Origin of the sequence: Pontixanthobacter gangjinensis (genome assembly GCF_009827545.1) — a bacterium.
Lineage (GTDB): Bacteria > Pseudomonadota > Alphaproteobacteria > Sphingomonadales > Sphingomonadaceae > Pontixanthobacter > Pontixanthobacter gangjinensis.
This window is the reverse complement of record NZ_WTYS01000001.1, coordinates 1672161-1686130: the sequence shown is the minus strand read 5'-3', so window position 1 is coordinate 1686130 and position 13970 is coordinate 1672161. Positions and strand designations below refer to the sequence as shown.

At 56.3% G+C, this 13970-nt stretch carries 14 protein-coding genes; 3 read left to right on the top strand and 11 right to left on the bottom strand.

Features of this window, described 5'->3' with window-relative positions; translation table 11 throughout:
• Positions 1 to 15 precede the first annotated feature (15 nt).
• Positions 16 to 771 carry a 3-hydroxybutyrate dehydrogenase gene (locus GRI36_RS07960; protein WP_160597975.1) on the bottom strand — a complete coding sequence of 252 codons (756 nt, stop codon included), beginning with the start codon at positions 769 to 771 and terminating at the stop codon, positions 16 to 18.
• 114 nt (positions 772 to 885) lie between these two features.
• Here GRI36_RS07960 and ypfJ point away from each other — a divergent pair, with 114 nt between their 5' ends.
• Positions 886 to 1752, top strand: a complete 867-nt coding sequence (gene ypfJ / locus GRI36_RS07955; RefSeq protein ID WP_160597974.1) for a KPN_02809 family neutral zinc metallopeptidase — start codon at positions 886 to 888, stop codon at positions 1750 to 1752.
• Positions 1753 to 1969: 217 nt separating this feature from the next.
• On the opposite strand, the gene GRI36_RS07950 is transcribed toward ypfJ, so the two are convergent.
• The 6 genes from GRI36_RS07950 to sdhC all read right to left on the bottom strand — a co-directional run bounded on the left by GRI36_RS07950 (position 1970) and on the right by sdhC (position 7614).
• Positions 1970 to 3511, bottom strand: a complete 1542-nt coding sequence (locus GRI36_RS07950) for a M56 family metallopeptidase (protein WP_160597973.1) — start codon at positions 3509 to 3511, stop codon at positions 1970 to 1972.
• Positions 3508 to 3906, bottom strand: coding sequence for a BlaI/MecI/CopY family transcriptional regulator (locus tag GRI36_RS07945; protein ID WP_160597972.1), 399 nt, complete (start codon positions 3904 to 3906; stop codon positions 3508 to 3510). The genes GRI36_RS07950 and GRI36_RS07945 overlap by 4 nt, the downstream gene beginning before the upstream one ends.
• Before the next feature lie 151 nt (positions 3907 to 4057).
• Complete coding sequence (locus tag GRI36_RS07940) at positions 4058 to 4759, bottom strand: DUF6629 family protein (RefSeq protein WP_328598364.1); 702 nt, start codon at positions 4757 to 4759, stop codon at positions 4058 to 4060.
• 187 nt (positions 4760 to 4946) lie between these two features.
• Positions 4947 to 6782, bottom strand: a complete 1836-nt coding sequence (gene sdhA, locus GRI36_RS07935) for a succinate dehydrogenase flavoprotein subunit (RefSeq protein ID WP_160597970.1) — start codon at positions 6780 to 6782, stop codon at positions 4947 to 4949.
• A complete protein-coding gene (gene sdhD, locus GRI36_RS07930) occupies positions 6782 to 7168 on the bottom strand; it encodes a succinate dehydrogenase, hydrophobic membrane anchor protein (RefSeq protein WP_160597969.1) in 387 nt (128 codons plus the stop codon). The genes sdhA and sdhD overlap by 1 nt, the downstream gene beginning before the upstream one ends.
• An 11-nt stretch (positions 7169 to 7179) precedes the next feature.
• On the bottom strand, positions 7180 to 7614 hold the full coding sequence (sdhC, locus tag GRI36_RS07925; protein ID WP_160597968.1) for a succinate dehydrogenase, cytochrome b556 subunit: 435 nt from the start codon (positions 7612 to 7614) through the stop codon (positions 7180 to 7182).
• 117 nt (positions 7615 to 7731) lie between these two features.
• On the opposite strand from sdhC, the gene GRI36_RS07920 reads away from it, so the two are divergent.
• Together GRI36_RS07920 and GRI36_RS07915 are read left to right on the top strand one after the other, a co-directional pair.
• On the top strand, positions 7732 to 8442 hold the full coding sequence (locus GRI36_RS07920; protein WP_160597967.1) for an SDR family NAD(P)-dependent oxidoreductase: 711 nt from the start codon (positions 7732 to 7734) through the stop codon (positions 8440 to 8442).
• A complete protein-coding gene (locus GRI36_RS07915; protein ID WP_160597966.1) occupies positions 8432 to 9343 on the top strand; it encodes a 50S ribosomal protein L11 methyltransferase in 912 nt (303 codons plus the stop codon). The genes GRI36_RS07920 and GRI36_RS07915 overlap by 11 nt, the downstream gene beginning before the upstream one ends.
• On the opposite strand, the gene GRI36_RS07910 is transcribed toward GRI36_RS07915, so the two are convergent.
• The 4 genes from GRI36_RS07910 to recN form a co-directional block, all read right to left on the bottom strand.
• On the bottom strand, positions 9340 to 9849 hold the full coding sequence (locus GRI36_RS07910) for a CinA family protein (protein ID WP_235902198.1): 510 nt from the start codon (positions 9847 to 9849) through the stop codon (positions 9340 to 9342). The two genes, GRI36_RS07915 and GRI36_RS07910, sit on opposite strands and share 4 nt — an antisense overlap.
• A gap of 18 nt (positions 9850 to 9867) precedes the next feature.
• Positions 9868 to 10047 carry a hypothetical protein gene (locus GRI36_RS07905; protein WP_160597965.1) on the bottom strand — a complete coding sequence of 60 codons (180 nt, stop codon included), beginning with the start codon at positions 10045 to 10047 and terminating at the stop codon, positions 9868 to 9870.
• Between the two features lie 32 nt (positions 10048 to 10079).
• Positions 10080 to 12188, bottom strand: a complete 2109-nt coding sequence (gene ligA, locus GRI36_RS07900; RefSeq protein ID WP_160597964.1) for an NAD-dependent DNA ligase LigA — start codon at positions 12186 to 12188, stop codon at positions 10080 to 10082.
• Between the two features lie 85 nt (positions 12189 to 12273).
• Complete coding sequence (gene recN / locus GRI36_RS07895; protein ID WP_160597963.1) at positions 12274 to 13938, bottom strand: DNA repair protein RecN; 1665 nt, start codon at positions 13936 to 13938, stop codon at positions 12274 to 12276.
• Positions 13939 to 13970: the final 32 nt, after the last annotated feature.

Here is a 13970-nt window from a genome sequence, read left to right as displayed (position 1 = left end):
CCCGTTCTGTTTGGCTTACTGGGCGGTCCAGCCGCCATCGATGCTCCAATTCGCCCCCGTCACATTGCCAGCCTCTTCGCGGCATAGGAACACTGCCAGAGCGCCAACTTCTGTAGGCTGAACAAACTTTTTGGTCGGCTGTTTAGCCAGCAAAACATCATTGATAACCTCGTCCCGGCTAAGCCCGCGCGCCGCCATTGTGTCGGGTATTTGCCCCTCGATCAGTGACGTCCAAACATATCCAGGGCTGATGCAATTGGCGGTTACGCCCGTTTGCGCAAGTTCCAGCGCGATAGTCTTGGTAAAACCGTCAATGCCGTGCTTTGAGGCGTTATATGCACTTTTGAAAGGAGACGCAGTTTTCGAATGTGCGCTGGCAGTGTTGATAATCCTGCCCCAACCAGTCTTCTTCATATGCGGAATTGCCAGGCGCGATGTATGGAACGCAGCAGTAAGATTGAGCGCGATAATCATATTCCATTTGTCGGTTGGAAATTCATCAACCGGCGCAACATGCTGCATCCCGGCATTATTAACCAGAATATCAACCGGCCCCGCTTGAGCCATCAATTTCTCGCAACCATCAACCGTCAGCAAATCAGCAGCGACATGGATTGCTCCCAGTTCCTCGCATAATTCTGTTATTTCGGCTGCTTCGCCGAAACCGCTCAGGACCAGCTCAGCCCCCTCTGCAGCCATTGCCCTGGCAATGGCCAGACCGATTCCCGAGGTCGAGCCTGTGACCAAAGCGCGTTTGCCGGATAGGAACATGGATAAGTCTCCGTAGAATGTGCAACAGACCTTTGTATTATCTGTTATTTGCGGCCATCTACGTGGCTGTCCAGAATTTAAATTCGAATTGCGTAAGAAGCTGAAGGAAATTCCATGCGTTTAAACCGCTTTGATCCAAACAATGTTCGCGTAGGCACAACTGGCAGCGGTAGACGCTTTCCTGGTGGAGGTGGCGGCAAAGTTGGTTGCGGAACGATAGTGGTAGCCATTATTGCGGCAGTCGTATTTGGTGTCGATCCGGCGCAAATGCTCGGCGGTATCGAGAATGGCGCGCAGCAACAAGGCGCCCCAGCGACCGGACAGCAATCAGCAGAACAATTATGCTCGTCCAACGAATATGCACTGGAAACTTGCAACGCGCTTAGCTCGCTCAACGACACATGGGCACCGATTTTTAAACGGGCCAATGTTCGTTTTGAACAACCTACTTTGCGTTTTCCTGCAAGCGGCCGGTTCAACACTGGTTGCGGCGCTGGTTCAACCGGAATGGGTCCGTTCTACTGTCCTGCCGATGAAACGATGTATATCGACGTTGGTTTCTACCAAACGATGGAACGGCAGCTGGGTGCAGGCGGTGACTTCGCGCGCTACTATGTTGTCGCGCATGAATATGGGCACCACATTCAAAAACTGACAGGCGTTGCAGCGTCATTACGCAGCGCCCAGCAGCAGAACCCGCGCGCCGCCAATCAAATTCAGGTGCTTATGGAATTGCAGGCGGATTGCTACGCTGGCGTTTGGGCATCTAAAAACCGCAATCTGATCGAGGCGGGCGATCTGCAAGAAGGCATGAAAGCCGCCAGCGCGATTGGCGATGATACTTTGCAGAAGAATGCCGGTCAGCGGGTCAACCCTGAGAGCTTTACACATGGTACCAGCGCACAGCGGATGCAGGCGCTAGGTTTGGGATTGAAAAGCGGCGATGACACCGAATGTGACCGAATTGTCGAACTTCGGTAAGCTTGATTGACCGATATCTGTGGCGCGTGGCAAACATCATTCCAGCCAATGCCACTAATAGCGGGACCGACCCGATCATAAGTGACCATGTCCCATGGCCGAGCAGGAGGTAAGACACCGCTTAGAATGCTTGAGGATACTGACACCGCCATGGACATGGCAGGGATAGTTGCCCATCCCTGCCGTCATTCTTACCGGAATTTGGTTGGAAAGTAGGTTAGCCTTCCTTGCCCCAATTGCCGATTTTCTGATCCAGCGCTTTCAACACTTCTGCGCGCATATCAGGCGCCATCTCGGGATTATCGGCAATTGCTTCGCGCGCGGCTTTCAAGCCTGTCAGCGCGCTAGCCATAATCTCGGATTTGCAAATCCTGATGATGCGCTTGCCGTCATCGGTTTTCCATTCCCCTGACTCTTTGTCGTCGGTACATTCCATTTCGATTTTGGTGTTGCCGTCCTCGCCCTTCATTTCGATGACTGCCACGCGGACTTCTTCCATGGCTTTGCGGACTTCGACATCCACATCAGCAAGCTGTTCACGGAGCTCTTTCATCATCTCCTCTCGCTCTTCAGCAGACATCTTTTCGCCATCGCCAGCGAAGATCACCTTGTGGCGGCGTTCGACGCGTGACTTGGTCGCATCCCCATTCTCATCGGTTGTCTCCGTTTCGAAGACATACACATCAGCATCTCCATCTGACATGTTGGGCGCATCAGAAGCAGCTTGCAAACTCAACCCCAGCGGTGGAACCGGGGGGACCGGCGGTGCTGGCGGGGCGAGCGGTGCAAGCGCTCCTGGCGCACTCGGTGCGGCTGGGGCCGCAGGTGCACTGATGGATTCGGCATAAGTGATCGACGCAGTGAGTGGTAGAGCCAGCAGCGCTGCCCCCATCATCAGGCGTCCGGCAACGCGGCGGCGCGGGGTAATATCTTTCATAGTAAGGCTCCTCAAACGGTGGATAATGCTTTTCTCTCCAATCACCGGGCAGGCCATCGGCGCGGCGAGCGCGATATTGGGACCGGCGGCGTAATTGGCGATAATGGCAGCATAGGTCGCGCGGTCGGCTTGGCCGCGAGCAGACATCACACGCGCATCGCAAGCAGCCTCCTGATCGCGGCGCATCGCACGCCAGCCATACCAGCCAAGCGGGTTGAACCAGTGAAATGCGAACAAAGGTTGCACCGCAAAATTGGCAATCAAATCGCCTGCTTTGTGGTGCGCCAATTCATGCTCCAGCGCCAAATCGCGTTCGGTCCGGTCAGTCAGAGCCATAAACCCCTCGGGCAACGCGATGACTTTATCGATGATGCCAAACGCAATCGGGGAATTCGTGCCGGGTGTCTCGACAATGCGCACTTGGCCTGACTCACCCACGGGATGCGCATTTTCAAGTAATTCGCGGCGCATCCGGAAATAGGCACTGAAGCGGGCAATGAGGAATACGGTGATACCGGCAAGCCAAATTCCTGAGGCTAGCAGCGTCCAGTCAAAACCCGCAGCTGGGGTGGTTGGCGCGGCTTCCATCGCCTGACGAGTGGTTATGATGATGGTGAGGCCAGCGTCAGCGGGCGTTTCGACCGCCGCGGCTAGCCATGCTGGCAGGGTAATCGGCGGAAGCACCAAGCGCAGCAATGGAATTGCCCAAAGCGCATAAGCAACATTGGGTCCGAAAATCCGCGCCACGGGGCGGCGAAGAACCAATACGGCAGCAATAAGTGCCGCAGTCCAGACAAGCGTATCGATAAGCCAGACACTCATTTGCGCAGCTCCTTTAACAAGGCTTCCATCTCGGTGATGTCGTCCTCGGTTAAAGCCTCGGATTCGGCCAGCTGAGCGAACAGCGGCGCAGCGCGGCCTCCGAACAATCGGTCGACCAAGCGGCGCGACTCCGCTCCGGTATAATGAGTGCGTTCCAGCAAAGGTGTATAAAGGAACCGTCGACCATCAGGCTTGGTCGCAACCGCCTGCTTCGCCACAAGCCGCGACAGAAGCGTTTTGACAGTCGCCATGCTCCAGTCGCGCGTCTCGCAAACATCATCGCAAACTTCAGAAGCTGTAATAGGATTACGGCGCCACAACGCCTCCATCACAGCATGTTCTGCATCGCTAATCCGGTCGGGCCTGTTTTGCGCTTGATTGCCGGTCTTGGGCATTATCTAGGTTCTCGCTTCCATCTTCGATTACGTTTGTAGCCATTATGACTACGTTTGTAAACATGAAGCATAGATGAATGGTTTTCCGATCTAAAAGGCCGCTGGATTTGTTGTAGGTTGGCACCCAGCAAGCCGTGCTAGCCGCAGGCAGTTATTGACGAACTGTTTCGGCGATGGTGCCGGGAACGTCGCGCCTCACAAAATAGAAAAAGACCACAACGCTCAAAAGTGCGGCGAAAAAACACCAAACCGATGCGAACCAGACCGTGTACAAAGCATATGCAAAGATCATGGAAATGATGAGTGCAAGACCAAATAGCCGGACCAGCTTGTGGCTGGATAAAAGCGGCGCAAGACAGGTCGCAATGGCATACAACGCGAATGCCGCCAGATCGTAAGAATGCGGCAGATGGTAATCAATATGGCTTCCTGAAATCTCGGCTGAAACAGGCTGCATAATCAAAGCAGCACCATAAAACAGACTAGTCGCCGCACCAGCAACCAACGGGATCATAATCCGCTTGCGATGGACCACGCTCGATTCAATCAACCAAACCGCCGTCGGCACAAAAATAGGCCACAGTACATTTGCAAATACTAGATAGATGGTAACCAAAGCCCTGTCTTCTTGCAGAATTCCATCCAACTGCTCGGGCAGAACCAGCCACAAAGCCCCTTCTATTGCTTGCTGAACCGCCAAAAGCATCGGAATTGCGGCATAGGGCAGCTCTCGCGCGGCAGTTGCCCGCCGTAAGGTCAGGGCCCCGATTCCGAATAGCCCGGCACTCAGGCCAAAGCTGGCAGTGGCAGAAAAACAAATGGTACCGGTCCCCCCATCTTGATCAGCGCGCATTCTTGCACGGCCAACACTGGCTATCGCGGCCAGCATGGGGGATTAGGAATAGTACCTAAGCTAAAAATCCAGGTAGTGACCAAAGGACATGGCTGGTCCCGGAACTGTTTCGCTCACTACCGATTTTGAAATGGCCCACAAAGGACAGCCAAAGGCCAGTGGCCAATCCGCTGGCCCTAGCAGATCATCAATAGGTCCGTTTTTTCGGTTTGATGTACTCCGCATCATCAGTCAGCGTGTATTCGTGGACAGGACGGTAATCGATTTTCATCTTTCCGCCACTTCCGCCCCAGCCTTCAAACCAGGCGACGGTGTGCTTCATCCATTCCTTGTCGTTCCGGCCATTGGTCTTTTCATCGAAGTAATCTTCGTTGACATGCGCGCCGCGGCTCTCTTTGCGATTGGCGGCGGATGACATGGTCACGCTTGCCTGTGCCATCAGATTGTCAAGCTCAAGCGTCTCGATCAAATCAGAGTTCCAGATCAGCGAGCGGTCAAATACTTTAACATCCTTCAGACGCGTATTGGCATCTGCCATCAAATTCACACCTTCATTCAGAAGGTCATCATTGCGGAAGACCGCACAATGTTTCTGCATGGTCTTCTGCATGTCATCGCGAACTTCTGCGGTTGGCGATGCGCCATCGGCATAGCGGAAGTGGTCAAGGCGGCCGAGCGATAGATCGGCGCTATCCTTGGGCAGTTCTGGCTGTGCCGCGCCTGCCTTGGTGATTTCTTTCAGACGGTGGCCGGTTGCGCGGCCAAACACCACCAAATCAATCAGCGAGTTCGAGCCGAGACGGTTTGCACCATGCACCGAAACACAGGCCGCTTCGCCGACAGCGAACAGGCCGGGCACCACAGTGTCAGGGTTTCCATCAGGGCCAATGGTCACAACTTCGCCGTGATAATTACAGGGGATACCGCCCATATTGTAGTGGACTGTCGGGGTCACTGGCAGCGGTTGTCGGGTCAAATCGACGCCTGCGAAAATCTTGCCGCTTTCGGTAATACCCGGCAGACGTTCGGCCAGAACATTCGGATCTATGTGATCGAGATGGAGATGCAAATGATCGCCATCGGCGCCAACGCCGCGGCCTTCGCGCATTTCTTTCGCCATTGATTGCGACACAACATCGCGCGAGGCCAAATCTTTTGCAGACGGGGCATAGCGCTCCATGAAGCGCTCGCCTTCGGAGTTGGTCAGATAGCCACCCTCACCGCGCGCGCCCTCGGTGATCAGAACGCCTGCACCGTAAATTCCGGTCGGATGGAACTGGACAAATTCCATATCCTGCAATGGCAAGCCAGCGCGCAAAACCATGCCACCGCCATCGCCGGTACATGTATGCGCGGAAGTGGCCGTGTAATAGCACCGGCCATAACCGCCAGTTGCCAGTACCACGCTTTGCGAACGGAAACGGTGGATCGAGCCATCATCCAGACACATCGCAATCACGCCGACGCACTTGCCTTCGTTCATGATCAGGTCGAGCGCGAAATACTCGATAAAAAAGTCCGCGTCATATTTCAGGCTCTGCTGATACAATGCATGGAGCATCGCGTGACCCGTGCGATCAGCGGCGGCGCAAGTGCGCTGAACCGGCGGGCCCGCGCCCATATTCTGCATATGGCCGCCAAATGGCCGCTGATAAATCGTGCCATCTTCGTTGCGAGAAAATGGAACACCGGCATGCTCCAGCTCATAAACGGCGGCAGGTGCTTCACGCACCAGATATTCAATCGCGTCCTGATCACCAAGCCAGTCCGACCCCTTGACGGTATCATACATGTGCCAGGACCAGTGATCGGGCGTGTTGTTTCCGAGCGATGCGGCAATGCCGCCTTGCGCCGCAACCGTGTGCGAGCGTGTTGGAAAAACCTTGGAGATATTAGCGGTCTTCAAACCCGCTTCGGCGGCGCCCATTGTAGCGCGCAGGCCCGAACCGCCGGCACCGACGACAACGCAGTCATAGAGGTGGTCGATAATCTTGTAAGCAGGTGCGGTTGATGCAGATGCCATTATGCAGCTCCTCCAAGAGCGAGACGAACGACGCAGAAGATGCCGAAAGCAGCACCGCCAACAGTCGCGAGATTGAGCAGAGCGATAACGGCAAACTTGTTGCCGGTCGTGTGGATGTAATCTTCGATCAACACTTGCAGGCCCAGCCGTGCGTGCCAGAATGTGCAGACGATCAAAAGCACCATTGCGGTCGCCGGGATCGCGCCCGACAGATAGGCGCTGACCGTGCCGTAAGACATATCAGGCAAAAGCAGAAAAGACGCCATAAGCCAGATGCTGAGCACCACATTGCCGATCGCCGTGAAACGTTGGAGCAGCCAGTGATGCGCGCCATGATGCGCAGCGCCAAGCCCGCGAACTTTTCCAAGCGAGGTTCCGTTACCCATGGTTCAATTCCTTAAAGGTAAAGTACTGCGGCCCAGAAGGCGGCGGTGAGCAGGATGGCGATAATCGGGCTGGCGATGGACCACATCTTATTGGTGTCCAGTTCATACCCCGCGCCGATATCGAGCACGAAATGGCGCAATCCGCTGCACAAATGGGTGAAAAACGCCCATGATAGGCCAATAATCACCACCTTCAGCAGAACCTTGATCAGCGAGTAAAGGATATCCATTCCGCTGAATGTCAAGGAGCCCAGATCGGCCCAGACCCAGCTTTGGAAAGTGTCATAGGATTCCGGCCCGCTTGCGAGCGCACCAAGCCACCATAACAACATGCCAAGGCCAACAATCGCCAGCCCATCCCCGGCCACGCGGTGAAGGATGGAAACCAGCATATGCGGCCCCCATTTCCATATCTGCAGATGCGGTGAAAGTGGTCTGTTCGACATAAGCCTATCCGGAAGTTCCCTGTGACCCCCCTCCCATACCGAATTGCGCCTCTGTGGCAAGGATGGAAAGGGACCACAACGCTCGACATTACACGCAAATTTTCGGATAGCACTTGCATGACATGCATCTTACTCACCGGCTCGAGCCGCGGCATCGGCGCAGCGACTCGTAAATTGCTCGAAACACGCGGCGCGAAAGTAATCGGCCACGGCACTGCTGAGCATGATCCGCAAACGATTGGCGCGGACCTATCTGATCCAGCCAGCCCGCAATTGCTGTGGGAGGAAGCGTTGGACCGTGCAGATGGCGAGATTGATGTGCTGATTAATAACGCCGGATTGTTTTCCGCAACTCCCCTCGACAGCTCGGACATCGAATGGCTGGAAGGGTGGGAGGAAACACTGAGAATCAATCTGACCGCTTCAGCGCAATTGTCTCGCTATGCAGTGCGCCATTGGCAGGAGCGAGGCGTGGCTGGAAGGATCGTCCATATCGCCAGCCGCGCAGGCCATCGCGGCGACAGCCCCGCCCATTGGCATTATGCGGCGGCGAAAGGCGGAATGCTGGCGATGCACAAAACCATCGCCCGAGCCTATGCCAAGGACCGGATTTGCAGCTACGCCATCACGCCTGGCTTTACCGACACTGCGATGGCGGGCGATTATCTGGAAAGCCGCGGCGGCGCGGGATTACTTGCTGATATACCGCTGGGACGCGTAGCCGAGCCTGAGGAGATCGCCAGCATTGCGGTTTTTTGCGCGCTCGATGCCCCTGAAAGCATGACCGGTGCGACGCTTGATGCGAACGGCGCCAGCTATGTCCGATAGCTGGAAAATCACGGCTTTGGCGACAAAATCAGTGGTGCAGGACGCTCTGCTTGCGCATGATGAGATTGACGATTGGGACTTCGAAATCGTTGTCGCGGGAAGCGAAATTGCCGAAGATAAACCTGATGATTGGCAGTTGGAGGCGTGGTTGCCGCGCAATCCTTCAAAAGCTGACAAGGTGATGATCACCGGATTATTCGAAGGCAAAGCGCCCAAGCTCTTTACGGAAAGGGTCATCGAGCAGGACTGGCTTACCCTCAGCCAGCAGGGTGTCGAGCCAATCCACGCGGGCAAATTCTACATCCACACGCCTGACCACCCGCCATCAGCTGACCCCGCGCTGACTAATTTTTCAATTCCGGCCAGCCAGGCCTTTGGCACGGGGCAACATGAAACAACCGCGGGCTGCCTCTCAATGCTCACATTGATGAAGCGCACCGGAGTGACCATCCGTAACCACGCCGATATCGGCACCGGCACCGGATTACTGGCTTTTGCCGCGATGGATCTGTGGCCGCGTGCGCAGGCCATCGCCAGCGACATTGATGCAGTATGCACGCAAGTGATCGAGGACAATGCCGAGGCCAATAACGTCACTATCGGACACCGAGTGGGTCAGCTCACCATTGTAATTGCCGATGGAATGGACGACCCGTTGTTGCAAGTGCGCGGCCCCTATGATCTGCTGATCGCGAATATCCTAGCCGGGCCTTTGGTTGAGCTAGCACCAGACTTCTCAGCGAGCGTTTCGAATGGAGGTCATGTGGTTCTGGCCGGACTGCTGACAGAGCAAGAAGGCGCGGTGCGCCGTGCCTATCGCAAAGTCGGGTTCCGCCTCGCCAAGCGCCTCGTCAATGGAGACTGGTCAATTCTATGGCTGCGCAAACGCAGCAGAAGTTAAGCCAATTCGTTCAGGCACTCTTCGAAATACTTCAGCGCAGCGCGCGTAAATGCCTCCATATTGGCAATCCGCTCATCGCTGCCGGTCTCAGTCACGGTGCTCCATTCCCAGTTCGGCCCGACAACCGCAGCGCAGCTGGTCCCTGCATCCGCGCCGGTGGGATGGCTGCTACCACCGCCAACCGAACCACTCTCAGCCAGCCCCCAATCTGCGGAGAAATTTTCTCTGATGGACCGCGCCTGCAGCAAGGCATATTCTTCGCTGGCCCCGCGCATGCCTTTGTAGGCTTCGGGAGGCAAACCGAACAGGACATCACGCGCTCTAAAGGAATAGACCACCCCGCCCCCGACGAAGAAATCAAGCGCGCCGGGCACGGTCAGCAGCGCCGCCGCGATCAAACCGCCGGTCGCGCCATCAGCGACTGCGACCTTCTCCCCCCGGGTGCGCAGCAAACTGGCAATTCGCATCGCCTGCGGGTGGAGTTCTTGGAGAATATTCGTGTTCAATTGACGGGTCCTGTCTAATTAGGCCTTCAGAGCTTTGGCCATCAGCGCCACACCGGTCACGATCTCTGTTATTCTGACAACTGCAGCCAGCAGGCCACCGATTGGCAAGTAATCATCGATCGCGGCAAACCAGGCTAAGCCGGAGATTATCACTCCGGGCCCGCCGTTGGTATCGGCGTGCCGCAAATCAGCCTGCACATCAGCAATCTTCGTCGGGCAATTCCTTTGATTCAACCAGTAGCGGCCACAATTGCCGCCCATGCGGCTTCATCAATCACTTCGATATTCAGTGCAGCGGCCTTCTTCAGCTTACTTCCAGCACCCGGCCCCGCGACCAGCAAATCGGTCTTCGCGCTGACCGACCCGGAGGCCTTTGCGCCCAACCGCTCTGCCTGCGCTTTGGCTTCGTCTCGGCTCATTGTTTCAAGTTTTCCGGTGAATACAACGGTTTTTCCAGCCACCGGACTGTCGAGTGTTTCGACTTCATATCGCGGCGGGTTAACTTCGCTTAGCAGATCTTCCCAGACTGAAACGTTGTGCGGTTCATGGAAGAAATCGACCAAGGAATTTGCAACAGCGATCCCGATACCATCTGAAGGAAGTTCAAATATCCGTTTTACCGACTCCGTCATTCGGGTGTTAAATGGACTTTCTTTCTCGTCCTCACCACGAGGGTTCAATTTCCGATATTGATCAAACTCAGCCGCTCTCATCGGCAATTTGCCAATCTTCCCTAGGCCTTTCATCAAATCCCGCGCTGTTACCGCTCCCACATGACGAATACCAAGCCCGAATAGCAGCCTTGCGGCATCGGGTGCGCGCTTGTTTTCCACAGAAGCGAGCAGCTTTTCCACAGACTTATCCTGCCAACCGTCAAGCGCCAGAATCGCATCCTTGCGCTGATGGAGCCGAAAAATATCGGCCGGACTTTCAAGCCAGCCAAGTGCAAAAAACTGGTTGATGGTTTTTTCGCCCAGCCCGTCAATATCAAGCGCACCACGGCTAACAAAATGCTTGAGCCTTTCCGTTCGTTGCGCAGGACAGATCAAACCGCCAGTGCAACGCACGTCTACTTCGCCTTCCTCGGCCACAGCTTCGCTGCCGCATTCAGGGCAATGATCTGGAAAGTGGTAGGCCTCACGCGGCGTATCGCGAGTCAGGTTTTCGACAACTTGCGGGATAACATCGCCCGCCCGCTGGACTTTCACCCGGTCCCCGGGCCGCACGCCGAGCCGCGCAATCTCGTCTTTATTATGCAGAGTTACGTTGGTGACAGTAACGCCGCCCACAAGTACAGGCGAAAGCCGGCCAACCGGAGTCAGCTTGCCCGTTCGCCCAACCTGGATATCAATCGCCTCCAGCGTTGTTTCTGCCTGCTCGGCAGGGAACTTGCGAGCAATCGCCCAGCGCGGGAACTTGGTCACAAAACCAAGCCGCTTCTGCCAGTCGAGCCGGTTTACCTTGAACACCACGCCGTCAATTTCATAGGGTAGATCGGGCCGCGCCGCCGCGATGGTTTGGTAATGCGCGATCATTTCTTCCAGTGTTTCACAGCGCTTCAGAAATGGCGAAACCGGCAGGCCCCACTCTTCTATCCGGCGCATAACACCTTCCTGCGTGTCAGCGGGAAGATCATCCACCGCCCCCCAGCCATAGGCCCAGAACTTCAGCGGACGTTTTGCCGTTACGCTAGCATCCTTCTGCCGCAAAGATCCCGCAGCCGCATTGCGCGGGTTGGCAAACAGCTTCCCATCGACCTTTTGCTGCGCAACATTCAGTGCAGCAAAATCGGCGCGAGACATATATACCTCGCCGCGAATTTCAAACACATCGGGCGCATCTTCGGGGAGCGTTTGCGGGACATCCGAGATATGAGCGACATTGGGCGTCACATCCTCACCCACCTGCCCGTCACCGCGCGTCGCAGCGCGCACCAGAATGCGGTTCTCGTAGCGCAACGAGCATGACAAACCGTCAATCTTGTCCTCTGCCGTGAAAGCCATCGCCTGCCCTTCAGGCAAATTCATATAGCGCCGGACGCGTGCGACAAATTCCGCAACTTCCTCGTCATTGAACGCATTGTCGAGGCTCATCATGCGAACCTCATGCGTGACCTTGCTCAGCGGAGAAGCAGCTACCCCATGCCCGACTTTTAGCGATGGGCTGTCAGGCCGTACAAGATGCGGAAACGCCTGCTCCAACTCGCGATTGCGGCGAAGCAACGCGTCATATTCCTGATCCGAAATCTCCGGCGCATCTTTTGCGTGATAGAGATCATCATGCTTCGCGATCTGGCGAGCAAGACGCATCAACTCGTTCGCAGCTTCTGCTTCATTCATTCCCGCCAAGTGATCATCTCGCAGAAATCGGAATCGCTTTGTGAGCGTTCTATCAAAAGCCGGGGCTTGTATCCGTCCACTTCCATTAAATCCCCTCCAGCAATCGATCCGCCTGCGCTCTCGCCTCTGGCGTCACTACCGCGCCCGACAGCATCCGTGCAATTTCTTCGTGCCGTTCTGCGGCGGAAAGCAAGCCGACTGAAGTTCGCGTTACCGTCCCCTCACTTGATTTCGCGATCATGTAATGCTGTCCGCCGCGCGCAGCCACTTGTGGGCTGTGTGTGACGGCGAGCAATTGCCCGCCATCCGCAAGCCGCGCCAGCCTGTCGCCGATAGCACTTGCCACCGCCCCGCCCACGCCGCGGTCGATTTCGTCGAAGATCACCGTTGCCGCACCGCCTTGTTCCGCCAGCGCAACTTTCAACGCGAGGATAAAGCGCGACAACTCGCCGCCCGAGGCAATCTTGTTGAGCGGAGCAAAGGGTGCCCCGGGGTTAGTCGATATGAGAAATTCCACCGCGTCCATGCCGCTTGCGCCCCACCGGTCCCCGGGCAGTTTTTCCACTTGCGTTTGAAACTTCGCCGCATCCAATTTCAGCGGGGCAAGCTCAGCAGCAACGGCTTTGTCCAATTTCGCAGCCCATTTGGTGCGGTTGTCATGCAGCGCCTGCGCCTTCAATGCGTACGCATCACCGGCCTCCTTGGCCGCTTTCGCCAACGCCCCAACACCTGCTTCGCCGCTCTCAATCGCATCCAGTTGCTCGCGCATTTCCGCCATCAGGGAGGGCAAGGTATCGACTTCACAGCGATGCTTCCGGGCGGCAGCGCGCAATTCAAACAAACGCGTTTCTGCATCATCAAGCGCCGCTGGATCATGGATCAGCGTATATCCCGCCTCGGTCAGCTTATCCTCAGCCTCCCCCGCTTCGATGACGGCACGGTCAAGCGAGGCCAAGGCTTCTGCCAGCAGCGGATGTTCCTCGGCAATACGCTCCATCTTGCGCGCTGCGCTGCGCAGCGATGCAAGCGGCGAATTCGACCCGTCCCAGATTTTACGAAGCGCTTCCAACTCACCTTGGAGCCGCTCGCCCTTCTGCATATCGGACCGCAGCCCGGCCAATTGTGTTTCCTCGCCCACTTCAGGCCGCAATTCGGTCAGCTCTGCGAGATGCGCGACCAGCAAATCTTCGTCTTCTTTTGCCTGGACGATGGATGCCCGCGCCGCCTCCAGCTTCGTTTCCGCATCGCGCCAGATCGACCAGGCAGATGACACCGCAGCCAAATCCGATCCGGCATAACGGTCGAGCAGCATACGGTGCCCCCTTGGGTTAACCAATCCGCGATCATCATGCTGACCGTGCAATTCGACCAGCGCCCCAGCCATTGCGCGGAGCAGCGCCACGCCCACAGGCTGGTCGTTGATGAAAGCTTTGGAGCCGCCATCGGCCTTCAACCTGCGGCGCAGGATCAACGGCTCGCCTGGTTCGATCTCGACCTCGGCATTATCCAGCACTTCGCTCAAAAGCGCGGGCATGGTTTGAAATTCGAAAGTTGCGGTCGCACTGGCCTGTTGTTCGCCAGCACGGATCAGCCCCATATCGGCGCGGTTCCCCAACACCAGTCCCAGCGCATCAAGCAAGATCGACTTACCCGCGCCGGTCTCCCCAGTCAGCACGCCAAGGCCGCCCCGAAAATTCAGGTCGAGCGCCTCGATCAGCACAATATTGCGGATGGAAAGGGTCGTTAGCATCGTTCTGTGCGACCATTAGCCGATGCAGAACG